The organism is Phytoactinopolyspora limicola (assembly GCF_011320225.1).
Classification (GTDB): Bacteria; Actinomycetota; Actinomycetes; order Jiangellales; family Jiangellaceae; genus Phytoactinopolyspora; species Phytoactinopolyspora limicola.
In genome coordinates, this window is sequence record NZ_JAAOEN010000011.1 from 1 (window position 1) to 25,663 (window position 25,663).

The 25,663-nt window shown below is 64.3% G+C and carries 24 protein-coding genes; 5 read left to right on the forward strand and 19 right to left on the reverse strand.

Translation table 11 applies throughout. The annotated features are described in order from the left end of the window. A partial coding sequence (locus G8760_RS21350) for a choice-of-anchor G family protein (protein WP_166354860.1) occupies positions 1-2,686 on the reverse strand: 2,686 nt, incomplete at its 3' end. Positions 2,687-3,198: 512 nt separating this feature from the next. Between G8760_RS21350 and G8760_RS21355 the strand changes: the two genes are divergently transcribed. Further along, positions 3,199-4,488, forward strand: coding sequence for an alpha/beta hydrolase-fold protein (locus G8760_RS21355; RefSeq protein ID WP_166354861.1), 1,290 nt, complete (start codon positions 3,199-3,201; stop codon positions 4,486-4,488). Between the two features lie 29 nt (positions 4,489-4,517). Here G8760_RS21355 and G8760_RS21360 read toward each other — a convergent pair whose 3' ends face one another. The 5 genes from G8760_RS21360 to G8760_RS21380 form a co-directional block, all read right to left on the reverse strand. After that, positions 4,518-6,119, reverse strand: a complete 1,602-nt coding sequence (locus G8760_RS21360) for an ABC transporter substrate-binding protein (RefSeq protein WP_166354862.1) — start codon at positions 6,117-6,119, stop codon at positions 4,518-4,520. A 176-nt stretch (positions 6,120-6,295) separates the two neighbouring features. Beyond that, a complete protein-coding gene (locus G8760_RS21365; protein ID WP_166354863.1) occupies positions 6,296-6,964 on the reverse strand; it encodes a DUF1700 domain-containing protein in 669 nt (222 codons plus the stop codon). 32 nt (positions 6,965-6,996) lie between these two features. Continuing rightward, a complete protein-coding gene (locus tag G8760_RS21370; protein ID WP_166354864.1) occupies positions 6,997-7,338 on the reverse strand; it encodes a PadR family transcriptional regulator in 342 nt (113 codons plus the stop codon). A gap of 152 nt (positions 7,339-7,490) precedes the next feature. Beyond that, positions 7,491-8,228 carry an ABC transporter permease gene (locus tag G8760_RS21375; RefSeq protein WP_166354865.1) on the reverse strand — a complete coding sequence of 246 codons (738 nt, stop codon included), beginning with the start codon at positions 8,226-8,228 and terminating at the stop codon, positions 7,491-7,493. After that, complete coding sequence (locus tag G8760_RS21380) at positions 8,228-8,947, reverse strand: ABC transporter ATP-binding protein (protein ID WP_166354866.1); 720 nt, start codon at positions 8,945-8,947, stop codon at positions 8,228-8,230. The genes G8760_RS21375 and G8760_RS21380 overlap by 1 nt, the downstream gene beginning before the upstream one ends. Positions 8,948-9,099: 152 nt before the next feature. Here G8760_RS21380 and G8760_RS21385 point away from each other — a divergent pair, with 152 nt between their 5' ends. Then, entirely contained in the window at positions 9,100-9,711 is a 612-nt protein-coding gene (locus G8760_RS21385) for a TetR/AcrR family transcriptional regulator (protein ID WP_166354867.1), read from the forward strand. 22 nt (positions 9,712-9,733) lie between these two features. After that, positions 9,734-10,126: a RidA family protein gene (locus G8760_RS21390; RefSeq protein ID WP_166354868.1), complete on the forward strand. Its 393-nt coding sequence runs from the start codon at positions 9,734-9,736 to the stop codon at positions 10,124-10,126. A gap of 261 nt (positions 10,127-10,387) precedes the next feature. Here G8760_RS21390 and G8760_RS21395 read toward each other — a convergent pair whose 3' ends face one another. Beyond that, positions 10,388-13,192 (reverse strand): AfsR/SARP family transcriptional regulator, encoded by a 2,805-nt coding sequence (locus tag G8760_RS21395; protein WP_166354869.1) that lies wholly within the window; start codon positions 13,190-13,192, stop codon positions 10,388-10,390. A gap of 760 nt (positions 13,193-13,952) precedes the next feature. Between G8760_RS21395 and G8760_RS29955 the strand changes: the two genes are divergently transcribed. After that, entirely contained in the window at positions 13,953-14,546 is a 594-nt protein-coding gene (locus tag G8760_RS29955; protein WP_207782583.1) for a helix-turn-helix domain-containing protein, read from the forward strand. A gap of 57 nt (positions 14,547-14,603) precedes the next feature. On the opposite strand, the gene G8760_RS21405 is transcribed toward G8760_RS29955, so the two are convergent. From G8760_RS21405 to G8760_RS21430, 6 genes are all read right to left on the reverse strand, one after another. After that, positions 14,604-15,968, reverse strand: a complete 1,365-nt coding sequence (locus G8760_RS21405; RefSeq protein ID WP_166354870.1) for an acetyl-CoA carboxylase biotin carboxylase subunit — start codon at positions 15,966-15,968, stop codon at positions 14,604-14,606. A 38-nt stretch (positions 15,969-16,006) separates the two neighbouring features. After that, a complete protein-coding gene (locus G8760_RS21410) occupies positions 16,007-16,534 on the reverse strand; it encodes an acetyl-CoA carboxylase biotin carboxyl carrier protein (protein ID WP_207782584.1) in 528 nt (175 codons plus the stop codon). Continuing rightward, positions 16,518-18,128 carry an acetyl-CoA carboxylase carboxyltransferase subunit alpha/beta gene (gene accA, locus G8760_RS21415; protein ID WP_207782585.1) on the reverse strand — a complete coding sequence of 537 codons (1,611 nt, stop codon included), beginning with the start codon at positions 18,126-18,128 and terminating at the stop codon, positions 16,518-16,520. Before accA ends, G8760_RS21410 begins: the two co-directional genes overlap by 17 nt. A gap of 258 nt (positions 18,129-18,386) precedes the next feature. Then, the gene (locus G8760_RS21420; protein WP_166354873.1) at positions 18,387-18,755 is read right to left on the reverse strand and encodes an antibiotic biosynthesis monooxygenase family protein; all 369 of its coding nucleotides are present in this window, start codon (positions 18,753-18,755) and stop codon (positions 18,387-18,389) included. A 70-nt stretch (positions 18,756-18,825) separates the two neighbouring features. After that, on the reverse strand, positions 18,826-19,134 hold the full coding sequence (locus tag G8760_RS21425; RefSeq protein WP_166354874.1) for a hypothetical protein: 309 nt from the start codon (positions 19,132-19,134) through the stop codon (positions 18,826-18,828). Continuing rightward, positions 19,131-19,586, reverse strand: a complete 456-nt coding sequence (locus G8760_RS21430; protein ID WP_166354875.1) for a nitroreductase family deazaflavin-dependent oxidoreductase — start codon at positions 19,584-19,586, stop codon at positions 19,131-19,133. Before G8760_RS21430 ends, G8760_RS21425 begins: the two co-directional genes overlap by 4 nt. 177 nt (positions 19,587-19,763) lie before the next feature. Between G8760_RS21430 and sigJ the strand changes: the two genes are divergently transcribed. Next, complete coding sequence (sigJ, locus tag G8760_RS21435; RefSeq protein WP_166354876.1) at positions 19,764-20,708, forward strand: RNA polymerase sigma factor SigJ; 945 nt, start codon at positions 19,764-19,766, stop codon at positions 20,706-20,708. Between the two features lie 31 nt (positions 20,709-20,739). Here sigJ and G8760_RS21440 read toward each other — a convergent pair whose 3' ends face one another. From G8760_RS21440 to G8760_RS21465, 6 genes are all read right to left on the reverse strand, one after another. Beyond that, positions 20,740-21,321 carry a flavin reductase family protein gene (locus G8760_RS21440; protein ID WP_207782586.1) on the reverse strand — a complete coding sequence of 194 codons (582 nt, stop codon included), beginning with the start codon at positions 21,319-21,321 and terminating at the stop codon, positions 20,740-20,742. Between the two features lie 48 nt (positions 21,322-21,369). Beyond that, complete coding sequence (locus tag G8760_RS21445) at positions 21,370-21,849, reverse strand: GNAT family N-acetyltransferase (RefSeq protein WP_166354877.1); 480 nt, start codon at positions 21,847-21,849, stop codon at positions 21,370-21,372. Positions 21,850-21,880: 31 nt separating this feature from the next. After that, positions 21,881-23,050, reverse strand: a complete 1,170-nt coding sequence (locus tag G8760_RS21450; RefSeq protein ID WP_166354878.1) for a glycosyltransferase — start codon at positions 23,048-23,050, stop codon at positions 21,881-21,883. 80 nt (positions 23,051-23,130) lie between these two features. Beyond that, entirely contained in the window at positions 23,131-24,132 is a 1,002-nt protein-coding gene (gene rfbB / locus G8760_RS21455) for a dTDP-glucose 4,6-dehydratase (protein ID WP_166354879.1), read from the reverse strand. 14 nt (positions 24,133-24,146) lie between these two features. Then, on the reverse strand, positions 24,147-25,031 hold the full coding sequence (gene rfbA / locus G8760_RS21460) for a glucose-1-phosphate thymidylyltransferase RfbA (RefSeq protein WP_166354880.1): 885 nt from the start codon (positions 25,029-25,031) through the stop codon (positions 24,147-24,149). After that, on the reverse strand, positions 25,028-25,633 hold the full coding sequence (locus tag G8760_RS21465) for a dTDP-4-dehydrorhamnose 3,5-epimerase family protein (protein ID WP_166354881.1): 606 nt from the start codon (positions 25,631-25,633) through the stop codon (positions 25,028-25,030). The genes rfbA and G8760_RS21465 overlap by 4 nt, the downstream gene beginning before the upstream one ends. Positions 25,634-25,663: the final 30 nt, after the last annotated feature.

Genomic DNA, 25,663 nt, shown 5'->3' on the forward strand with positions numbered 1-25,663 from the left:
CATCCGCGTCCACGTCAGCATCAACATCCGCGTCCACGTCAGCATCAACATCCGCGTCCACGTCAGCATCAACATCCGCGTCCACGTCAGCATCAACATCCGCGTCCACGTCAGCATCAACATCCGCATCGACGTCAGCATCAACATCCGCGTCCACGTCAGCATCAACATCCGCGTCCACGTCAGCATCAACATCCGCGTCCACGTCAGCATCAACATCCGCGTCCACGTCCGCATCAACATCCGCGTCCACGTCAGCATCAACATCCGCGTCCACGTCAGCATCAACATCCGCATCGACGTCAATGCCCGGATCCTCGACGATCAACGGCGCAGTATCACTACCACCGTCCTCATCCTCAGCAACAACCTCATAATCACCAGGCGTCGCGTCCTCAGGAATCACCAACTCCAACGAGAACCCACAGTCATCCTCAACCGGCACCGTCAACGCCGGATCAAACAACGGATTCCCATCAACATCCTCAACCTGCACCGTCGCCGTAGTACCAGCAGCAAACCCAGTACCCGTCACCGTCACCGAACCACCAGGCAACACCGACGACGGATCCAACGTAATCGTCGGATCCACACACACCGGACCCGGATCCTCGACGATCAACGGCGCAGTATCACTACCACCGTCCTCATCCTCAGCAACAACCTCATAATCACCAGGCGTCGCGTCCTCAGGAATCACCAACTCCAACGAGAACCCACAGTCATCATCAACCGGCACCGTCAACGCCGGATCAAACAACGGATTCCCATCAACATCCTCAACCTGCACCGTCGCCGTAGTACCAGCAGCAAACCCAGTACCCGTCACCGTCACCGAACCACCAGGCAACACCGACGACGGATCCAACGTAATCGTCGGATCCACACACACCGGAGCCGGATCAAGCACCTCGAACGGCACTTCGGCAAACTCATCCGTGGCGTCGTCCGTACCCCGGACCGTGTACCCATCACCAGGCACCGCATCCTCGGGCACCACCAGATCGACCACGAACGAACCATTCTCGTCCGTCTCCGCCGTCACCGTCGCAATCACATTGCCATCCGGATCCAACAGATCCACAGTCACCGTCGAGTCCGGCGTATACCCCTCACCGGTCACCACAGTCGTCTCACCCGGGAACACCGCATCCGGCTCAGCTATCAGGAGCAGGTCCAGCTCGAACAGCTCGCAGGCGTCGATCCGCGCACCGGCGTTCCCGAAGTTGAGCCGGGCGCCGTCTACCGCTTGCATCACGCCGAAGCTCAGCGCAGAGACCTCCAGACTGCTGAGGTGTTCCGTGCCGTCGTCCGCTGTGCACGTCGCGGTGACCTGACGGTTGAGCTGGATCGAGATGAACTCAGCAAGCATGTCGACGAACGGCCGCAGCGCTTCCCGGATGGGAATCGTGACCGCGCCCGTCTTCAGATCGGTGACCAACAGCTCGTAGAGATTCTCACCGGCATCGCTCAGAATGAAGTCGCGTATCGGAGCGACAACGGCCTGGAAGGTTTCCGACGCCGCGTCGATGATCGCTGCCAACGTCTGGCAGGCGGCGATTCCGGCCAGGCCGGTGCTTCCCGAGCAGTCAACCGGTGTGACATCACCGTTCAGCGACACACTCCAGGTCGCTCTCGCGACGTTCCCTAGCCCGAGGTTCTGCTCGGCCATGAAGTGGAGGGTCACACTGTCCAGAGCACCCTCGATAGCGCCAACCATGATGTTGATGACCTCATGCATGAGGTCGTGGACGGTCTCGGCGATCAACGGGTAGGTGTCAACCGAGACGAGCTCCGTGTTGGGATCTTGGTTGTTGATTCCCGCCGGCTTGTCCGGGTCCAGCCCACCTGAAATGATCTTGTCGAGGTGGATCTGCACTGTGCCCGTCGAGAAGTCAATGGTGATGACTTCGTTGTTACTCGTGATCGGCTGGGTCAGGATGTCCGCAACCAGTTCGTCCTGCATGTTCGATTCGATCGTGACGCTCACGTCCGTGCCGGGAAGCAGCGCGAAGATCGGTCCCAGATCGAGGTGCTCGTTGACCAGTTCCTCTGTCAACCGGTCGACCTCACCGGCGATGTCGTAGATCTGGCCGGCAGCTTCGGCGACAACCGGAGAGCGCAGCAGCAGGCTTGCCTCGGCGACCCGGTATTGCCCGAGTCCACCGACGCCGTCCTGATCGAGGAACTCGCCGTCTTCCGCTATGACCTCGGCGCCGCCCGCGCCCAGCAACAGGGTTGCTTCGTCCAGCAGCAGATCGGTGACACCGTCGAGCCCCAACTCATTGAACAAGAACAGCATGTCGATCTCGGCCGCGCCAAAGTCGGCGTCGTCGCCATCGAGGGTGACGGAGCCGTCACCAGACAGCAGGCCCGAGATCGCGCGCGCATCCAAGGGGCCGGATGCCTCCGACTCTGAATGAAGTGCGCCCATCTGACCGAAGTCGACGAACTCATCCAGCGGCAGCGAGAGGTCACCTAGCTGGATCAGTTGCGTGCCCAGCACATCGACGTTGAGAGCTTCACTGTTCGGGCCAGGATTCGTCGTAGAGCCAGCGTCGGAGCGCCCGCCGCCAGCGAGATCTGTTCCGACGATGCTGGAATCCACCACACTGGCGGCCGATTCAGCCGGTTCATCAGGATAGTTGTTCAGAACCGCCGACGCCGGTACGGCGTATCCGGCCACCGCTATGGTCGCAGCGGCCCCTACGCCTAATGCCCTCCTCCCCACGGTCCGAACACGATGCGGCGTCCCACTCGGACGCCTGGATTTTCGACTCATAACCCGCCTCCTTGCGGTCGGTACTGGGAGCAAGGAAGTCACTCGTCCACCCCGCCCCGCACCAAGGACTACATACCTCCAGAGGCATCCGCACGGAGAGCGCCAAAGTTTGCGTTAGCGCAACGCAACGCAGTGACGGCAGCTCAACGCCCACTCGGTCGCGCCGGTCCACGCCGTTGGCTTCGAGGGCAGCGCGCGCGGTGGACACGCCATCGGCACGATGATCTCGACGCGCCGCTGTCCCCAACCATGACGCCGCCGTTAGTGCGGCGGCACATATGCGGGCCGCGGTTACGGTTCCATCGAACACATCGCGCCCGAGCTCGGCGTGCCAATCTAAGACAGTTGCCCCCTCGGCGCCGCGTCAACGTCCAGGGGCCTCGCCCGCATCGTCGACGACGAGAGCGAGATTCGGAATGAGAAGCACCATTCTGCGCCGATTCGCTGAAGACCTCGTGGACGATCCGGCGCTGGCCAGGGCGAGGCTGTCTCGTCAGCTGACGACCGCGGCAGGCCCGCTTGTGGAGCCGGTCGGGCAGGGCACCGTGCTGGTGACCTTCGTGCTGATCGGCCGGTCCACGCAACCCGCGGTACGGTGCGCGTTGTTTCCCGGACTCGACCCATCCGTGCCGATGTCGGCGGTTCCAGGTGCGCCTGACGTGTGGTATTTGGAGACAACAGCCGACGACGACGTGTCCTTGCTGTACCAGTTCCAGAAGCGGCCGGTGACCACATCCCTGGACGACGGCACCTTCAGTCGCGACCCATCCGTGATGGCCGCGTATGTCGAGGAGATCAAAGAAGTCGGCTTCGCCGATCCCGTCAATCCGATCAGTCACCCTGGCGTCCCACCAATACCCGGTCAGCTCTGGGAGTCCGAACTCACGCTTCCTGGAGCACCTCCCCTGCCGTGGCAGTGGGCTGACGCTCCGGCTGGCCGGCTCACCACACATCAGGTGTGGTCAGAGGTACTCAACAACTCTCGAACCGTCACCGCCTGGCGGCCCGCCGGCTGGGCCGACACTCGTGACCTGCCGGTAGTCGTCCTGTTAGACGGCGAAACCATGCTCGATAGCCGCATCCGGTCCGACCTGATCTTTGACCACCTCGTCGACACTGGACACCTCACGCCGTTCGTCGCCCTGTTGGTCCACAACGTCGATTCGTCATCCCGGATCGTCGAATACCCATGCCACCCCGCCTTCCCAACGTTCGTCGCCGATGAACTCCTGCCGCAACTACGGACCGAGGTCGGCTTCAGCACTGCGCCGACCAACGTCGCGATCGGTGGCTACAGCTACGGTGGCTTGGCGGCGCTGTGGACGGCATTCACCCGCCCTGACGCTCTCGGCGCCGTCGCGTCGATGTCAGCATCCGTGTGGTGGGGCCCGTCTCCGAACGGTGCCGAACCATCAGCGCAACGATCCGGCCGCGACGATCAGCCGGAATGGCTCATCCGGCAGATCGACAAGACTGATCAGCGCGACATTCGCGTGTGGGTCGATGTCGGGAAACTGGAGACCTCGCCGCTTCCCTTCGCCGCGGGTCTGTCCCAACTCGCGGCAAACCGGCACCTGCGAGACGTGCTGATCCAGCGCGGCTACGAACTCGTCGGTTACCACGAACAAGCGGCCGGCCACGACTTGTTGAACTGGCGGCGCACTCTCCCACAAGCGTTGGTGGCTTTGTTCGGGCCAGCAGCGTGATCACGATCGCCGACCGGATGCCGAGGCCATCAACGGTGCTGTCGGATGCTTAGAGGCTGGACCTGCCCCGCCGATATGGCGAACGTGACCCCATTCCCATACGTGGGCACAACAGCGTAGGAGAACGGCACCAGGTTCACCTGCCGGAGCAGGCTGGCCTCAGCGTCGTTCCAGTACTGGCATCCTTCTTCTGCGGGCAACGTCATACCCTCAGCGGTCAGTGCGTCGTACTCGGGATTCGTGGTGCCACTGAAGTTGTTGCCGTCCGGAGGTGTCGGACCGGAGAAGAACGGCACGAGCGCCGCTGGGTTCAGTGTGCCGACCCCTTGCCACGCGATATCCCATTCCAGCTCACCAAAGAGTGCGCTCCCGATGACGTCCGTGGCCTCGGCGTTGACCTCCACGCCGATCTCCTTCCAGCGGGCCACGGCCAACTCGGCCGCTGACTGGATCTGTGGGCTACCGGCGTCGTACTTCAACGCCACCGTCAGTTGCTGACCGTCCTTGGCTCGGAGACCATCCGAGCCGGTCACCCAGCCGATCTCATCCAGCAATGCTCGAGCCCCGTCGACGTCGTGACCGGGGAGGTTCTCCGCGACAGAGGCGGTTGGACACGTGATCGCGAATACCTGAAGCTGCTCGGGTTCCTGACCTCGTCCGCCGGAAAAGACACTGTTCAGCTCGCTGCGATCGATCGCCATCGTCAACGCCCGGCGCAGCTCTTCGTCCGCGAGGAGCATGCCTTCACGCTGATTGAAGAACATCTGACCGGCTGGCGACAGCACGTCGGCGTGAAACATCGCCGCCTCCTCCAGCCGGGCCACATCTGGCCCCACCACCGACCCGATGTTCAGCTGATCGCCGAGCAACATGTTTGCCACGGTCGTCTCGTTTTCGACGACTCGCAACGTTACCGTCTCCGGCTGGCCGGGCTCCCCGGTGCGAGAGCCGCCCGGCCCCCAGGTGTAATCGTCGCGCATCGTATAGGTGTAGGAGTCACCTGGAGCGGCCTCATCCAGGACGTACGGCCCGGACCCCTGAGTGGCACCGCGCATCGTCGACCGATCGTCCAACCCGGCCCGGCAGATGATCGGAAATCCATAGAGCCCTTGGAGGAAGAAGGGCGCCGGCTCCGCCAGCGTGATGGCGACCGTACCGGCGGCGTCATCGGCGACCGCGCTGGCGTTCTGCGGCAAGAAGACCCCGGCCATTACCACCCCGTTGTCCGGGTCGGCAGCGTAGTTCACGTTCTCAGCCACCAAGCTCGGGTCCACTGGCGAGCCATCGGCGCAGGTAGCCTCGGGGTTCAAGACGAATGTCCACGTGTCGCCTTCCGCGGTCCACGACTCGGCAAGGGCCGGGACCACCTGGCCGTCGGCGTCAAGACTGACGATCGTGTCGTAACCGAACATCGCGATGCCGATGTTGGCCGACGACAGCGACGACCAGGGATCCAGATCCCCGGGATCCCCAGCCAAGGCGAAGGACACAGAACCACCACTGATCAGATCACCCTGATCTTCCGAACCCACGTCAGTGCGACTAGCCGACGGGCCCTCAGATCCAGAGCCCGAGCAGGAGGCCACCAGCAGTAGGACACCGACGGTCATCACGGTCAAGCGATCACGCATGTGGATCAGCTCCCTGACAGTCTTGAGGTGTCAGTCAAGAATCAGGGACACAAGACCTCCCATGTCTAGTCCAACAGGCCAAACATTGACGGCTGAATCCTGTCCTCGACGACCAAGCTGCGCTTGGGTGTACTTGACAGAGTCTCGGATCGGCACGTCGTGGGGGCCCGACCGGCTCAACTATGTGCTCGGGTCATGCCGCGCCGGTACAAGAGCACGGCCGCCATGACCCCACCCAGCACGGCAGCGACGAGGAGCCCGGTACCAACGACGGACTCCCACACAGCGGTGCCGCCTTCACACACCACGTCGACCTGCTCCGCCTGGCCCGAGCCGACCTCGACCCCGGTCGACTCGGCCACGCACATCTCGTCCGCGACCGATCCGATACCCAGGCCCCACCATGCGACCGCCGGTGCCGGCAACAGCACCGTGCCGGCGAGTTTCTCTCCGGGTGTCCACAGCGCCGACCCCCACAGCAGAACTATCCCCGCCGCGAGGGTGATCAGGGGCAGGAACCACGCCCACAACACCGAGCTGATCATGATCAGGGCGATGACGGCGGCCGGTACCCACCGGGCACTCCACCGAGGCCGAGCGCCCCGGTCGAGCGGATCCGATACGTCGGGATCGGCGGCTTCCGCCGCGATGGCAAGCGGGTCGCCAAGCTGCGTCAACACTTGTGCAACGTCGGCTTCGCTCACATCGTCGTCGCCAAGAGCGGACTCGATGTGATCCCGCACCGATGCGAGTATGTCGTCCCGGTCCGCTACCGCACGCTCGGCAAGTGCCGCCTCAAGTTCAGTCAGATAGCGCCCGACTTGCGCGATCTCCGTGTTGTTCATCGATCCCTCCGTGGACTCACTCGCCCCGCTCACTATGCCGGCCTCCCCGTCAACACTGCGTCCACACCTGACCTGAACGGCACCCATGTCGCCTCGAACACGTTCACGGCACGTTGCCCGTCTGGTGTCAGGCTGTAATAGCGGCGCGGCGGGCCGGCGTCGGATTCGCGCCACGACGTCGCCACCAGGCCGCCCTTGCGTAGCCGCGACAGCAAGGGATATAGGGTTCCCTCGCTGGCCAGCAACGACCGACCCGTCAGCTCGCGGGCGATGTCTAGGCCATACCTTTCCCCTTCACGAAGCAACGCCAGAATGCAGTACTCCAGCGCACCACGGCGGAGGTTCGTCAAGATCTTCTCCTCACCAGGTACCATGCGACGCATCATACATGCCACGCATGATACCAACAAGGCGCACGACGGGGACGACGGGCAGACGACGGTGGAGGGTTTTACCCGCTATGCCAGGTAGAACCCTCCACCGTCGAGCAGAAAACCCTCCACCGTCGGCCGGACGCGGTGCGGCGCTACGGAGTCCGGCGGCGCAGGGTAGCCGCCCCTAGGGCCAATGCCGCCACAACAACACACAACACGATGATCAGGTCACGCCACATCGTTCCGGTGGCCGACGGATGTGCGCCGACCTCCATCAGGGCCTCCACCGAGTACGACAGCGGCATCACATTGCTGATCCCTTCGAGCCAGCCGGCCATGTCAGGACGAGCGACGAATAGCCCGCAGAGAAACAGTTGCGGCGCCGCCACCACGGGCATGAACTGCACGGCTTGGAACTCCGTGCGAGCAAACGCGCTGCACAGCAGGCCGAGCGCGACGCCCAGGACGGCATTCGCCACCGCGATGAGAACCACGAGGCCCGCACTGCCCGCGGTTTCCAGCCCCAGCAGCCAATACGCCAGCAACGCCGTCACGGCCGCCTGCACGGTGGCAGCCACGCCGAAGGCGATCCCGTAGGCGAAGAGTAGGTCGAGTTTGCCGACCGGAGTGGTGAACATCCGCTCCAGCGTCCCGCTGGTCCGCTCCCGGAGCATGGCGATACTCGTGATGAGCAGCATCATGATGAATGGAAAGACGCCCAGCATGATGAGGGCGATCCGATTGAACGCCTGCTCTTGCCCGTCGTACATGAAGTACAGCAGTGTCAACAGCAGCGTTGGCATCAAGATCAGCAGCGCTATGGTCCGGCGGTCGTGTCGCAACTGCCGGAGGATACGTCCGGTGGTAGCCACCAGGATGTGTGCGGACATCAGCCCTTCTCCCCCTGTGCGCTGATCAACGTGAGGAAGGCTTTGTCCATGTCATCAGCATCGGCGGCCGTCTTTATCGCACCCGGCGCGTCGTCAGCGATGACCGAACCTTCCCGGATCAAGATGAGCCGGTCACAACGGTTGGCCTCGTCCATGACGTGGCTCGAGACCAGCAGGGTAGTACCAGCCTCCGCCAGAGCCCGGAACTGACGCCAGAGTTCTTCGCGCAGCACCGGATCCAGCCCCACCGTGGGCTCGTCCAGCACTAGGATGTCCGGCTGCCCGACGAGTGCGCAGGCCAGCGACGCCCTCGCCCGTTGACCACCCGAGAGCGTCGAGACCATCTGATCTTCGTGGCCGTCGAGTCCCACGTTGGCGATAGCCGCAGCGGCCTCCGTCGCACCGTATTTGTAGAGCGAGGCGAAATACCGGACGTTCTCGCCGACGGTGAGATCGCCGTACACACTCGGAGACTGCGTCACATAGCCGACTCGATGACGCAGCGAAGCCGACCCCGCCGGGTAGCCAAAGACCCGCACGTCTCCGGCCTTGACCACCTGCGAGCCCACGATGGCGCGCATCAGGGTGGTCTTGCCGCTACCGCTGGGCCCGAGCAGCCCGGTGATGACGCCGCGTTGGATCCGAGTGCTGATGCCGTGCAGAACCGGGTGCTTGCCACGCTCTACGACGAGATCGTCGACCTCGATGGCTGTGTCCATGGCGATCCCTTCAAAATTCAACGCTAGATGAATTATTAGGTTAGGCCGGGCCAGACACCGGGCGCAAGAGGCGGCGGTGATCATCAGGGCCCGCGAAAAGACGCTGCGATCTCCAGTAGACAATTCTGGAATATAAATTCTAAAATTGAGGTATGGGTCGACCCCGATCGTTCGACGACGCCGACGTGCTCGATGCCGCCATGCACGTCTTTCGCCGGCACGGATACACCGGAGCATCGGTGGCGCGGCTGGAGGAGGCGACCGGCCTCACCGTCGGCAGCCTGTACAACGCCTTCGGCGACAAAGCCGGACTGTTCCGCGCCGCCTTCGCCCACTATGTGCAGGCATTTGCCCGACAGCGTCTCGACCACTGGCTCGGCGAAGAGGCCACCCTAGACGATCTAGAAGCGTACTTGCTGGCCCTGTTCGACCTGCCCCTGAACGACGGGTTCGGCTGCCTGATCACCAATGCCGCGGTTGAGATGCGCCCCGACGAAACATTCTTGACCGGCGCCGTGTGGCCCGCGCTCGCCGAACGCACCGAACGTATCGACGACGTCCTTCTCCGCGAGGTAGGGCCGGATCACGCCCGTGAGGCCGGCGCCCGCCTAGCCCTCATGACCGAAGGACTGCTGCTCCTGGCTCGAGCCCGACGCCTCAACCATGATCACCGCACCGCCATCGTCGCGGAGTTCAGCCGGCTCCGCGAACTCCGCGACTCGCCCCAGCACAACCGACGACGTCATCACCACCCAGCCGAGTAGCACATCCGACCTGGAGGCTTCTATGCTCACACCCGTCAATCCCCCGACCCTGCCGGCATCACCGTTCTATAGCCACGGTGTGGAGGTGTTCTCGGCGCAGCGACTACTCTTCATCTCCGGCCAGGTAGGCGTCGACGCCGACGGCGACATCCCGGACGGAATCGCCGCCCAGGCCCGGCTGGCCAACAACAACCTGGAGGCTGTGTTGGCCGCTGCGGGCATGGCCTCGACCGACATCGTCAAGGCAACCATCTACCTCACGAACCGTGCCGACATCGAGCCGTTCATGGCGGCCACGCACGACGCGCTCACCGATCCACCGCCGGCGACGACACTGCTCATCGTCCAGGGCCTGGCCGATCCCCGCCTGCTGGTCGAGATCGAGGCGGTGGCCGCCCAGACCGCTCACCCATGACACGTTGTTCCATGCGAAAAAGATTTCCACACTTTCACCTCTCTCCTTTTCCCTCAAATGGGATTTGCCTTCTCAGCGAGCCTCGCGACCCGTCGGATTACCCCTATTCCGATCAATCCAGCAGGCCGATGAGGGATACCCATGGGGATCAAGAAAAAGGCTTGATCAACTGGCTTCACACATGGCAGAATAGTGTGAAACGTACCAACGAGCAGGCTAAATGGGTTATCGCGAAACACGCCGATCGGGAGAGGCGATCGCCTACGCAGATCCGAATAGCGCCTCATCGGATCTCGCTCGGATGTCGTGGATATCCGCACGGCCGATTTCTTCACTGACAGTTATCGCCTGCTGCCATGTCTCCATGACCAGCTCAGTGAGACCAGACTCGACGTATACGTCCCCGAGTTGAATGAGAATATCCACTTCTCGATGCCGATCTCGCTGTTGTCGAGCCAACGCCAGAGCACGTTCGTAGTAGCTGACGGCTAGCGTGTGCTCCTTGGTATGTCGCAGCGATCGGCCGATGCACTCGAGCGTCTTTACTTGCCCGATGGCGTCACCGAGTTGATGCTGCAATGTCAAGGCCGAACGGGCGTGTTCCAGCGCGAGTTCGTGTTCTCCGAGGGTTGCGTGCAGCCGGCCGATCATACTCAGCGCTTCGGCGTGGCCGGCCTCATCCTCCACCGCCTGACAGCCGAGTAGTCCCTGACGCAGCTGGAGAAGGGCCTCGTCCGCATCACCCATCTCGAGCATCACCAGCCCGACGTCGATCCGAGCTCGCGCCTCACCGACCCGATCGGCCAACTCACCAAAGATGTCTCGGGCGCTGATGGCATGTGCCGCGGCTTCCACGAAGGCACGACGTGCGACGTGTACCCGAGCGACCTCGCGGTGCATGTTCGCTTGCCCCGCCAGGTCGCCGTGCCGACGAGTAGCGTCCAGCGCTTTGACCTGCACTGGCGCCCAGACCTCCCATAGGCCCTGCCGCTCGACGACGTCCGCGGCAGCCCACACGAGCCGCCACGCCACGCCACTCGCCCCCTCCTCGACGGCTTGCGCCACTACCGCGAGGAGCACATCCCCCTCACAGAGGAACCACTCGAGGGCATCCTGATATCCGAAGCTCTCGGGCAGGACTCCGAGAGCCGGCTCCGGGAGTCCGATCGGCGGACGGTGCGGGTGCAGCAAGAGCGCAGCCGCGTGCGCGGTGTGTACGTAGTGGTCGGACAGGCGCCGCCGAGCCTGTTGGACGTCGTCTTCGCCGTGGACGAGCCGCAGCAGCTCTCCCGCGTAGGCCCGCAACAGGCCATGCATACTGAACCGGCCCGGCCGCACCTCGACGATGAGGTTGCCACGGGCAAGCTCGGTGAGCGACCGACGCACTGCCGCCACCGTCATTCCGGCGAGACTGGCCGCCGCCGACGCGGACATGTCGTCGCCGACATGCACGCTGAACAGCCGCAACAGCCTCCCAGCATGGGGACTGAGCGCCTGAACCGACCCCGAGAACACGGTGCGGATATCCGCGGCGGTACCTACGTCGCTACAGGCGTCGAGCAAACCCCCTGGGTCGCGCAGCTCGTCGGCAAGGGCGCGCAATGCGAAACACGGACGTGCGGCCGCCCGGGCGGCCATGATCGTGAGCGCCAGCGGCAACCGGGCACAGCGGGTGACGATCTCATCGGCCGCCTCGGCCTCGACGGCCACCGATGCCCGACCCAACCGCCGCTCCAGAAGTTCGCGTGCATCGCGGAACGAGGGGAGACCGAGGGCAAGCCGGTGGGCTCCTTCGGTGGCAACCAGCCCCGAGAGCTGGTTGCGACTCGTCACGACCACCACACATCCCGAGTCTCCGGGTAACAGCGGCCGGACCTGCTCGGCCTCGTGCACATTGTCGAGCACGATCAGCAGCCGCTTGCCGGCCACCACACTCCGGTACAGCCCTACCTGTGCGTCCATGGTGTTCGGTAGTTGCTCGGGCGAGACGTCGAGCGCTTCGAGGAGACTCCGCAGCGCGTCCGGGGGCCGGACCGGGGTGCCACCGACGTCGAAGCCGCGCATGTTCACGTAGAGCTGGCCGTCCGGAAACCTGGAGACGACCTGCCGAGCCCAGTGCACCACCAGCGCGGTTTTGCCCACCCCGGCGGTCCCCGTGACGACCGCAAGCCCCGCCGCGGCGCCCGACTTCGGGTCGGCCGTCAGCATCGCATCGAGCGCCTCCAGCTCCGTATGCCGGCCGGTGAACCCGACGACTCCGGCGGGCAGTTGTTGAGGGACCGGCAACCGACGAGCCACGCGCTGGGCCGGCCGCACCGCGGGGAGCTCATCGCGCAAGATCGACTGGTGTAGTTCGCGCAACGCCCGCCCCGGGTCGAGCCCCAACTCACCGGCCAGGTACACCCGGGTGCGGTCGTAGACGTCGAGCGCCTCGGCTTTACGTCCGGCCTGGTACAGGGCCCGCATCAGCAACCCCGCGAGGTGTTCGTGTCCCGGGTAGGTACTGACCGTACGGGCCAGCTCAGGTAGAACGTTCTCGCAGCCCATCGTCAGGCCGTCCGTGGTCAACCTTTCGATGGCGCGCAGACGCTGCTCTTCGAGATCGGTGAAGAGCCGGTCGCGCAACCAGTCGCTGGCAGCGTTGTCGACCGCTGGGCCACGCCACAGGTCGAGGGCGCTCCGGAGTCGATTGACCCGCTCGAAGGGGTGATCAAGCGCGAGAGCACGGTCGACGAGCATCCGGAACCGGTGCGCGTCGACCAGATCCGGCTCCGCGGCCATCCGGTATCCGCCACCCACCGAGACGAGTTCGACGCTGGACTCGTCCAACGGCAACGAACTCAGCGAGGCTCGCACTCGCGAAACGTGGCTACGGAGGGTCTGACGGGCGCTGGTCGGGGGCTCGCCGTCCCACAGCAACTCGGCCAGCCGGCTGGCCGGAACGACCCGGTTCAGCTCCCACAACAGCACCGCCAGCAGGCAGCGTTCACGACGACGTGGAAGGATCAGCGTTCCGTCTGGTGCCTCGATCTCGACCGGTCCGAGGATGCGAAACAGCACCGTCATGGAACTCTCCCTCAAGGTAGAACTTTGCCCATCATGCGGCAGCCGCCGACGGATGGCCAGACATTAGTTGCGTAGTGGGCGATTCATGTCGAACCGACCACTATGTACCTGCCGATACATGTCGTTTCGACCCGAAACAGGACCGGCCCGGAGCGGACCAGCGAGGCAGCTCGCCCTGGACTCGACCCGGCACAGGACCGCCGGCATATGCATAACCAACATTTCAGTTTCAGTTTGAGAAATGCCCGACCGCCAACGCCACCCACGCGTGTCAATGCTTTGTCAACGGTTCCGCAACAACCGGCGATTACTGTCTAGAACGTGAATCTTGAAGGCAAACGAAAGGCACCGGACTGAAACGCTAGATTCAATTTCCTGGACAGGACACCCGGCTGATCGGAGCAAGAGCTGAGGCGCCCCGGCACACCGGCTGCAGCGCCCTTCCGTACCAGGTGAACACGTAAATCCACAGAACAAGCGGAAGAGAGGACGACGCTACCGACACATTCTGCACCGCGAGATATGCATTGATGGAGGGACCATGCAGTGTGAGCAATCGCCTTGTGGCACCGGTGGGGTGCAGCTATGTTCGGCCTGTCTGGATCAGATGGTGCACGAACTCACAATGATGCCGATACTCTACAACCAGTGTGAAGGCATCCTGACGAACCGTCATCGCCCAATATCCGAACGAGTTCGGAGCAGCCGACCAGGGTCAACCACCCTGAACCAGGCCGCCTACATCGCTCGCGACGACATCATGACCATCCTCGCTTCATGGTCCAGTCTCGTCGTTGACGAACGGTGCCTCAGCACGAGGCCCGAGCGCAGCGTCAAGGCCCTCTCAGCATTCCTTGTCTCCAACATCGACTGGCTGGCCAGCCACTCTGCCGCCCGGGACGCGGTCAATGAGATCCATGAACTCACCATCACAGCGAACCAAGCGCTCGATCCAGCCTCGAGTGTCCGCCTCGCTCTGGGGCCGTGCCAGCAGAGTGGTTGCGACGGCACGGCCCATGTCACCACTCGTGGCGCTCGGCCACTCGACTTCCAGATCCGCTGCGCGTTCAGCCGAGAACGCCGCCGGCTGCACTCTGGGGCCACCGAGTCCAATCGCCGGTCCAGGGGGGCCCGGTGCCCAGCGCTGAACTCTGGCCAGTTCCCCCGGTCAGTGTCTAGCGACACGGCTCCTCTCCTGACCACGGAACTGGCGGCGATGGTGGCCGGGGTCCCCGACGCAACGATCCGGAAATGGGCCAGCCGTGGCAAGCTCACCCGCTACGGGCATGCCTCCCAGGCACGTTACGACTTGCGCGAGATCCTCGCGCTCGTCGCAGACCGGGACGACCGCTGAGCCGCTACTGGTGACAGCTACATCACATTCGAGGAGGTCATGGGCCCCGGCTCTCGGTCACTGTTGCCCAGCCGGGTGCCCCACCACAAGGTGTTCTACCAACGCTGTGCAGTGAGACGCGGAACGGAACTGAGGGTGATTGATGAGTTCAAGGAGGAACTGCTGGGTGGTGCGGATCTGCGGACCAGTCACCCGAAACTCACCGAGAGCTCGCCCCATCCTGGTGATCGCACCCTCCCGATCAGGTGCCCAGACGATGAGTTTGGCGAGCAACGAATCGTACTCCGGTGGTATGACGTCACCTGGGCCAACGTGGGTGTCCACCCGGACGAATGGGCCTGCGGCCGGGATGAACTCCGCTATCGTGCCGGGCGCCGGTGCGAAATCTCGGGCCGGATCCTCGGCATTGATCCGGCATTCAATGGCCACCCCCAGAGGACGCACATCCTGACTGCGGATAGACAGAGGCTCCCCTGCGGCGATCCGCAATTGCTCCTGAACAAGGTCAATCCCGGTGACCATCTCGGTCACCGGGTGCTCGACCTGGATACGACAGTTGACCTCAAGGAAGTAGTACCTGCCGGCGTCGTCGACAAGGAATTCGAACGTACCAGCGCCCTCATAGCCGGCGTGGGCAGCACCACGCAGGGCCGCTTGCCCCATCTCCTCGAGCAGCGCGGAACTCAACCCTGGGGCCGGTGACTCCTCCACCAGCTTCTGGTGTCGCCGCTGCAGGCTGCAGTCACGAGTGCCCAGGTGCACGGCGTTGCCGTGTCGATCTCGCAGCACCTGGACCTCTACATGGCGGGCCCGCTCGAGATACTTCTCCACGTAAACCCGACGGTCACCGAAAAGCATGCCAGCCGTCGCACTGGTCGCCAGGTAGTCATCCACGAACCGCTCCGGCCCATGAATCACCCGCATGCCCAGGCCGCCACCACCGGCCGAGGCTTTGACGATCACTGGGAAGCCGATCTCGCGAGCCAGCTCGAGAGCATCCGCGGGATCCATAACCCGCGCGCTGCCCGGAAGCAACGGGACACCGGCTTCGGCCATGGCTGCCCGGGCTGGCAGCTTGCTGCCCAATAGCTCCATGGTGGCCGCGGGCGGCCCGACGAAAATGAATCCAGCGGCAGTACATGCCTCGGCGAAGTCGACGTTCTCCGACAGAAACCCATATCCCGGGTGGATCGCGTCAGCGCCGGTCTGGGCAGCCGCTTCAAGCACCGCCGCGGCGTTGAGATAGCTACGCATCGAAGCTGCCGGCCCGATCTGCACCGCCTGGTCACACAGCCGGACCGCTGCGGAGTCGCGGTCGCGGCTGGAATGCGCCACGATCGCTTCGATCCCAGCGTCATGACATGCGCGGACAATACGCAGGGCGATCTCGCCCCGATTAGCGATCAAGACTCTCTTCAACACCGGTGCTCCCCTGCTCCGAGGCCCATCTCATCCGTCGCTCATGGGGCGAGAACGATGAGCCGCTGATTGTGCTCGACCCCACTACCGTCGGCGACGAGCACCTCTGCGACCTGGCCCGCACGGTCAGCCTCGACCGGCACCATCAGCTTCATCACCTCGATGATGCCGACCTGCTGTCCGACCGTCACGGTGTCGCCGGGCGAAACGAACGGCGGCGACCCGGGTTCAGGCGCCCGGTAGAACGTACCGACGGTTGGCGCGCGGACGTAATGTGACGCTGGTCCGACCGCAAGCTCGTCGCTCCCCTCCGGCTCCGCCTCCACTCGGGCCGGACCAACACCGGTCGGCACGGCGCTCGCGTGCGCCGGAACGGTCCGCCAGTCGAGTTCGATGGCGACGTGATCGGTGCGCACACTGAGCCGATCGGGACGTTCGGTCAGGGCGGCCAAGAGGTCAAGTGTCGCCTGCCGCACTGCCGTCACAATCCGGTCAACGCCGGTGTCCGCGTCCGCGCCACTCGCCGAGCCGGAACCAGCAGAGGCAGATTCGTCATGACGCTTTCTCATCGCGCACCTCGCAATCGACTGATCTGTAGGACGTCGCCATCTCGGCCACGCCACCGAAGCGGCTGAACCGCCGGCGACGCTCATCCCTCAGACGGCTGGCCCCCAGGCTGGCCAGCTCGGCAAGGCTGGAGCAGAGGGCGCGTCGAAGACGAGCAGCGGCTAGAACGGGATCGTCGCCTACACCACCGGCCGGCTCGGGCAGCACTCCGTCGACGATGCGCAGTCGCAAAAGATCACGCGACCCGAGCCTGAGGGCGGCCGCGGCCACCGAACTCTGCTTGGCGTCTCTCCAGAGAATGGAGGCACAACCCTCCGGGCTGATCACCGAGTAGATCGCATGCTCCCAGATGAGAACTCGATTGGCCACGGCGATGCCCAGAGCGCCACCGCTGCCACCTTCACCGGTCACGACGCTGACCACCGGCACCGGTAGTGACATCATCAGCCGCAGGTTCTCGGCAATGGCGATCGCCTGTCCCTGCTCCTCGGCCTGTTCCCCCGGATAGGCCCCCGGGGTGTCCACGAGGGTGACGATGGGCAGGCCAAGCTTGGCTGCCAGGCGCATCACCCGAGCCGCTTTCCGGTAACCCGAAGGAGCGGGCATGCCGAAGTTGTGCTCAGACAGCTCGGTCAACGTGTGGCCCTTCTGCTGACCGATCAGCGCTACAGGCTGCCCGGCCAGCCAGGCCAGCCCGGCCACCATGGCGGGGCACTCCCCAGAGACTCGGTCACCATGAAGCTCCCGAAAATCGTCGAAGACCAACGCCGCGTAGTCCCGCACGGTGGGCCGGTCGAGCTGACGTGCCATCCGTACCTGTTGCCAGGGTTCCGCATCGGGCAACATCCCCGGATCGCGTACCGTGAGGTCGGCGGTGGGGTCCACCTCCGGGTCGGGGGCATCGGCCTTGGTGCCACGCTTCGAGGCGCGTAGCAGGGCGGCCAGCTCATCTCGTAGTGAACCCCGCGACACGACCATGTCGACGAAACCACGATCACACAGGAACTCCACGGTCTGAAAGTCGCGCGGAAGCTCCTTGTTGATGGTCTGCTCGATGACTCGCCGGCCAGCAAAACCCAGCCGTGCGCCTTTCTCACCGATGATTATGTCCGACAGGGTGGCGAAAGATGCGGCCACGCCGCCGTAGGTGGGGTCAGTGACAACCGAGATCGTCAACAGTCCGGCTTCGTCCATCCTCGCCCAAGCCGCACTGGTGCGGGCCATCTGCATCAGTGCGATGGCGCCTTCCTGCATCCGCGCTCCGCCCGACGCCGTAACCACAACCAAGGGGAGGCGCTGGTCGATAGCCCGGTCCACAGCGTTGACCATCATGTCGCCGGCCACCGCACCGAGACTGCCACCCAGGAAGCGGAAGTCCATCACGGCCAGCACCGCTTCATAGCCCTTGATGGAGACCTGCGCGCTCAGCACCGTCCCGTCCAGGCCGGTTTTCGCGCGGGCCGCAGCCAGCCGCTCGCCATAGGGAATCGTGTCCACAAAACTCAGCACATCCGGACTCTGCGTGACTGGAGCGATGAGGGAGTGGATACTTCCGGGGTCGGCCAGCTGTTTCAGCCGGGTCCAACCGTCGACCATGGCGTGATGTTCGCATTCCGGACAGACCCGGTGCGACATGACCCACCGTTTCCCATAGATGATCGCCCGGCAGTTGGCGCACAGAACCCACTCCGGCGATTCCACACTCGTCGTCACCGATGGCATCAGTGCCAGCCCTTCGTTGTTGGATGCCGTTGCCGGACGCCGCGCACGGCGCCCGGCAACGGGGTATGTCGGCTACGGTCAGGGGCCGGATCGAGCGATCCGCTGTCGCATGAGTTGCTCGCTGGTCCGCCCTCACGCCACGCAGACGCCGCTGACCGCGACCTTCTCGAACAGATGCGGGTACACGACGGTTCCTTCCGGCCAGCGGTCGTGTTTGGCCTGGAACTCGGGGTCGGAGAACGCCTTGACCAACGCTTCGGTCGACTCCCAGACCGCTATGTTGGCCATCAGCTGGCTGTCGCCGGTACCCCGATGCAGTTGAGCCGAAATGTAGCCGGGCTGGTCTCGCATGAACTCGGCATCTTCCTGCCACTTGGTCATTGCCTCGTCCATCGCACCCTCGGGTACCCGGAACATATTGACGAGGACAACTGGTCCCGTCGTTTGTTGGAGCTGAGTCTCGAACGGAGCGGACGGATCCAAACCCTTGATCTCGATCATTCTGCTTCCCGCTTTCTCTTGAATAGTGTGTATACCGCTGTCGGACGCCGGTGGTTATGTCGGCTGCTCGTTAGAGATCGTCGCCGGCTCGACGAAGCCGAGGGATGACCTCCTCTCGTACGTAGGTCTCGGGCGTGTGCCGCCCTGGGGTGGCCTGGATGACTCGGACCCCGTGCAGCTGCGCCGCGCCCCGCAGCCTCAACCGAGTGATCCAGTCCACCCCGGCACCGATGACCAGCGCCGTCGCCATTCCTTTGGCGAGAATCGGGCGCGCCTCGGCCAGCGTCGTCACGCCGACAGCTGGAAAACCGTTCTGCTCGAAGATCGGCACGACCGAACCGAGAACCCGTCGTGATCTGCCTATCACCACTACCGTCATGGCTGCCCCTGTCCATCCCCGCGGCCGGCGTCCGCCGGGCGGTGCTCTCGGACGACGGGTGGGCCGGTCGTCACATCGGCCGATCGCAAGGCGAGATACTCAGTGGCGTTGACCTGCCGCAGGATCAGCCGGATAGGCGCCGGGATCACCAGCTCTCGCGCGGCCTGGTACACCCGCGGCTCGACCAGCCGAAGCCGGCGGTGCCTGGTCATCAGGTCACACTCACCGGCCGCCAGCACGTTCTTGACCCAGTCCGCGTCCGCGCCATAGGGCAGCGAGAACACGAACTCCCCACCCCTCCGGAATACCTTGACCGGAGTCCGATATTGGTGCCCCGACCGCCGGCCCCGGTGGTACAACATGCCGAACCCCGGCAACCTGGCGATCGCGGGGCCGACCAGCCGGTTTCCCACGATGCGGTTGAACCGGGCCAGCCGTCTACGCATCGACATCTCGCCACTCCCTGTTGTTGTTCTCGTTCGTCTGTCGCTGATTCGACGTCCTGTACTCATCTCTGCTTCTCGTCTGATACCTCGACGCGTCAGATGCGATTTACGTCACATTTGTTTTGCTCGTGTCACGATCTCCGCACCTTCGGCACACTCATGGTCAGAACGTGAGGAGATCGCATGACCGACGAGCACGAACACCAACACGCAGATGACCTCGCCGGCACCGACACCGCGACGCAGACGTTCGTCGAACATCGCCGACTGCTGTTCTCGGTGGTGTACAACCTTCTCGGCAGCGTCGCCGACACCGAGGAAGTCCTACAGGAGACGTGGCTCGCCTGGAGCCGTCAACAGGTCCGCCTGCACAATCACGAGATCGACAATCCACGCGCCTACCTGGTGCGAGTCGCGGTGAACCAAGCCTTAGCCCAGCAGACGGTGATCAACCGGAGACGCGAGTCCTACGTCGGTCCGTGGTTACCCGAGCCGCTGCTGTCCGACACCGAAACCGACGCCGACGCGTCCGATCCGGCATTACGCGCTGAGTCGGTCTCGATGGCGTTGCTGGTGGTCCTGGAGACGCTCACCCCACTCGAGCGAGCAGTCTTCGTGTTACGCGAGGCCTTCGCCTATACCCATGCCGAGATCGCGGCCATCCTCGATCGCAAACCCGACGCGATTCGGCAGCTTGCCCACCGCGCGAACAAACACGTCCAGGCCAGGCGTCCTCGTTACCGGGCTCGGCCCGAGACCCAGGAGAAGGTCACCGAGCGGTTCATCGCCGCCGCTCTCGGCGGCGATCTCTTCGACCTTATGGACGTCCTCGCACCTGAGGTCACCCTGTGGGCGGATGGTGGCGGCAAGGGACGCGCCGCCGGCCGCCCAGTGCAAGGACGGGACAAGGTCGCGCGGCTCATCGCCGGCTTTGCCGAGCGTCCGTACGCCGGACTGAGCATGCACTGCCGAGAGGCCAACGGCGATCCCAGCATCCTGCTCTACGACGGGGAAACCCTGTGGGCGGTGCTCGTGCTCGACCTAACACCTGATGGCAACCACATCCGAGACATCTACAGCATCACCAACCCTGACAAATTGGGCCATATCGCGTCGACGACCAGCTGACCTGGACACCAACCGCCGACCTCCAGTCAGGTCAGCCGTCCCACATCGGATGGCCGGCGGCAAGTTTGTCCTCAAGCGAACCGAGAGCCCCCCTGAAGAAGATCAGCGGCTCCCGATTCTGCCGGAGGACGCCCAGTTCCAGGACATCTCCGAGAAAGATGACATGGTCGCCCCCCTCGACCTCGTCTACCAGCTGGCACGACAGAAACGCCAGGGCATCACTGAGAACGGGTACTCCAGTGCCGGACGGATGGGTGCGTACCTCGTCGATCGCCGCCGTATCGCGGGCAGCGAACGCCCGAGCGAGCCGTTCTTGTGGTCCGCTCAAGAAATTGACAGCAAAGGCGCCGGTGCGATGGATCACCGGCCGGAGCCGGGATTCCCGGTGCAGGCAGAAGAGCACCAGCGGCGGATCGAGAGAAACCGAGGTGAATGAGTTCACCGTCGTACCATCCGCGGTCTCCCCCATACCGCTGGTGATCACCGTAACTCCGGTCACGAACAGTCCACATACCTGGCGCAACGCCCTGGGGTCCACCACCGGCGCGGCCTCGTGCCGGTCCGGTCCGGTGGCGCCGGCTACCTCCGGACCTTGTACTCCCGCTCGACTCATGAGCAACCAACCTCGTTTCCGTTCGACTCCGCATCGGCGGGCAGGCACTCAATCCCGCGCGTCGACGTACAGGTTCATCGGCACCGGCCAGTCCTCGTGGCGCCGGAAACCGAGCTTCCGGTGCAGCTTCTCCGCCTGCTCCGAGGAGAAGATGCTGATGCGCGCACAGCCCATGCTCACCAGGTGATCGATCACCGCGCTCCAGCACATGCGGAAGTACCCCTGATGACGATGGTTGGGATCGGTGCCGCCGGTGATGCCGTAGCCGTAGATGGCTTCTTCGGCCTTAGGTCCAGGAAACCGGCGCCGGATCTCGCCGGTGGCGAAGGCGACCACGCCATCGTGCCGTGTCTCGGTCACGTACGCCACGAAGGCCGGGTCATTGGTGAGCCGGTCCAGGGTGACCTCCTCGCAGGCCCGCACCCACGGGCCGCGCGGATGTGGGCCGTTGATCGAGTCGTGCATGATCACCATGAGTTCGGTCAGCCGGGTTGCATCCTCGGGGGTCGCCAACCGGGTCGTTGCCATGGCCGTCACCTCCTGTCTGGGACTCGGCGCCTCAACTCGCGCGGGTGGCGGCCAGCTCGGCTAGCCGCGCGACGACGTCCTGCGGTGTGGGCATCGTCGTCATCTCGTCGACCAGGTCCACCGCTGCCTCGCGGTACGACGGGACCTCGATCACCTCACGCAGAGCCTTGCTGATCGCCTCGGGATCCGCGTCGGCTCGGTTGACCGCGACTCCGGTTCCACGGCTGGTCATGACGTGGGCATTGATCGGTGAGTCGCCTACCGCCCGCGGTAACGCAACCTGCGGCACTCCCGCGCAGAACGCGGAGAACATCGAGCTCATGCCGGAGTGGTGGACGATCGCGTCGCAGCTGTTCAGCAAAGTGTTCAGCGGGAGGAAGTCAACGACGCGGACCGCATCGGGGATCGGCCCGATGATCGACGAGACGTCCACTCCGCCGGTGGCCAGAATCACGTCGGTGTCCAGGTCAGCCGCACCATGGACGACAGCTTCGAGTACCTCCGCCCAGCCATAGTCGGCGGAGGTGGTTCCCATCGTGACCACAACCCGCGCTGGCCGCTCTCGACGCAACACCCAAGGCTCCACCAGCGCGGATCCGTTGTAGGTGGACGGACGCATCGTCAAGACCGGGAACGGGACCTCTCCTGGTGAGATCGGGCTGAGCTGGTCGATCGACGGCGGGCTGAGGCTGATCTCCGCGTCGGGCTGATCCGGGAACGCGGTGACGCCGTACTGCCGGACCACCTCGGGTGGTTCCTCCGCCATCCACGGCATCACCGGGTAGCGCAAGCCGATCCCGTGGACGACGCCGAGCGCCCCAGAGCTGCGGGCAGCCAACATCCCCCACGGCATCCAGGCTGGGGTGACCACGACGTCGGCCTTCCATTCCCGGGCAGCCTCCACCAGGCCCGGGAGCATCATCTGCCCGATCCGCGACAGCATGCCGACGAACGCACCGACAGCCTTCTCAGGTGGCAGGTTGAGGTTGCCCGGGTCTGCCATGAACGTCCGATGTGGCTCGGCCACGTCACGGCCCGGCGCTGGGTCCAGCACCGCCAGACCGGCCTGGCCTGCGGTGCGCCTAGTGATCTCACCGCCGGCGAAAATCACCTGGTGGCCGGCTAGTTGGGCTGCCTGAGCAAGGGGAATCAGCGGGGTGGTGTGAGAGAACGTCGGCGAGGTGGTGAAGAGGATACGCATGGTGTCTCCATCGAGGTCGAGGTGATACTTCACTGGTCCGGTGGGACCGCGGCCGTGAGGTGCAGCCGGGTGTTCGTTTTCTACGCGTGGACCGGACTGGGAACGCCAGCAGTGGACCGCTTCAATGGCTCCCACCAGGAGCGGTTCTCCCGGTACCACCGCACGGTCGCGGCCAGCCCTTCCCGAAAGTTGACCCGCGGCGTGAAGCCGAGTGCGGCGAGTTTGGTGGTGTCGACGGAGTACCTCCGATCGTGTGCCTGCCGGTCCGCGACCCGTTCGACCACCGACCAGTCCTGTCCCAGCAAGTCAAGGAGGTGCTTCACGAGGTCGATGTTGGTCAGCTCGGTGCCGCCGCCGACGTTGTAGATGTGTCCGGGCCGCCCCCGCGCCGCGACGAGCGCAAGCGCCCGGCAGTGGTCGTCCACGTGCACCCAGTCGCGGATATTGCGTCCGTCGCCGTACAGCGGCACCCGCCGACCGTCCAAGAGGTTGGAGACGAACAGCGGGATGATCTTCTCCGGATACTGGTACGGGCCGTAGTTGTTGGAACACCGGGTGATCCGCACGTCAAGGCCATGTGTGCGGTTGAACGACAAAGCCAGCAGGTCAGCAGCGGCTTTCGACGCCGCATAGGGCGAGTTAGGGGCCAGGGGGTGCTCTTCCGGCCAGGAGCCGGTCTCGATCGAACCGTAGACCTCGTCGGTAGACACCTGCACGAACCGACTCACGCCCGCGTCGACCGCACGGCGCAGCAAGTTGTGCGCGCCGAGGACGTTCGTCTGCACAAACGCCCCGGCGTCGTTGATCGACCGGTCGACGTGAGTCTCGGCCGCGAAATTGACCACAAGGTTGGCGCCGTGCATGAGTTCCGCCACCAGACTCGCGTCGCAGATGTCCCCTCGGACGAACTTGAGCCTGGGGTGATCTGCCACAGCCGCCAGATTTGCCTCATTACCGGCGTACGTCAGCTTGTCGAGGACCACCACCGGGCCCCATCCCAAAGCTGGATATGCGTCGCTGAGCAGTTGGCGGACGAAGTGGGATCCGATGAACCCGGCCCCGCCAGCAATGAACACTCGCATGGCGAACTCCTCGATCAGGCAGCCGACGCCGAGAGGTGCCGAGCCGCGATCTCTTCTACGTATGCGCCGTACGTTCCAGGCATGCCCGCGCCCAGCCGCCGGCATTGTTCGGGGGTGATGAAGCCCCTGTTCAATGCGACCTCTTCCACACAGGCGATCCGCACACCCTGCCGTTGTTCCAGGAGCTGGACATACTGTCCGGCATGCAGCAACGACTCATGGGTGCCCATGTCGAGCCAGGCGAACCCACGGCCCAGCTCGGTGAGGCGGGCCCGTCCCTGGGCTAGATAGGCCCGGTTCACGTCGGTGATCTCCAACTCGCCACGTGCCGACGGAGCGAGGTTCTTCGCGATGCCCACGACGTCGTTGTCGTACATGTACAACCCGGTGATGGCGAGGTCGGATCGAGGGTGAGCCGGCTTCTCCTCAAGCGAGCGCAAACGCCCGGCGACGTCGATCTCCCCCACCGCGTATCGCTGCGGATCGGTCACCCGGTATCCGAACAGCGCACAGCCATCCAGTTCGCTGATGCTGTCGTCGAGGATCTTGGTGAATCGCGGCCCGTGGAACAGGTTGTCGCCGAGCACCAAGGCGACCTGGTCATCCCCGGTGAAGTCGGCCCCGATGAGTAGTGCTTCGGCGATGCCGTTGGGCTCGGCCTGGGTGGTGTACTCGAGCCGCATGCCAAGCTGCGTCCCATCCCCGAGGAGCCCGCGGAACATGCCAGCATGCTCAGGGGTGGTGATCATCAGGATGTCGCGGACCCCGGCCAGCATCAGCACCGACAACGGGTAATAGAGCATCGGCTTGTCGTACACCGGCAGCAAGTGTTTCGACAGCGCGCCGGTCAGCGGCCGCAACCGGGTTCCGCTACCGCCGGCTAGGACGATCCCCTTCATCGCCGGCTCCGTCGGCTCTCAAGCTCCTGGCACCGTGTGTAGTCGGGCAGCAACCCGCGCTCACGAGCCTGAGCGAACGTCATCGCGGCTTCATCACGGTCGGACAGGACAACGTCGATATCCGTTGGAATCGGCAATGCCAGGTCAGGGTCGGCCACCGAGATCGCCAATTCGTTGTCAGGCACGTAGCCACCGGTGATCATGTAAGACATCACCGTGTCGTCCTCGAGAGCGACGAAAGCGTGGCCGACCCCAACCGGGAAATACATGCTCCGGAAGTCGAGCTGGTCCATGAGCACGGTGTCCCATCTGCCGAAGGTGGGTGATCCGACTCGCAGGTCCACGACAATGTCCAGCGCGGTGCCGCGAGCGCAATATACGTACTTGGCACATCCCGGCGGTGTCCTGGTGAAATGCACCCCTCGCACCACACCTCGACGAGACCGGCTGTGGTTGGCCTGACCGACTCGAAAGGCCGGCTTGCCGGTTGCACCGTTGAACGCCGCACCTTGGAAGGGTGCGACGAAGAGTCCCCGCTCGTCCGGGAAGACGTCGGGGGTGAACTCCACGGCACCATCGACTTCGAGTTCACGTATCTTCATGGCAGGTTTCCTCTCGGGCATCTGAGCGAC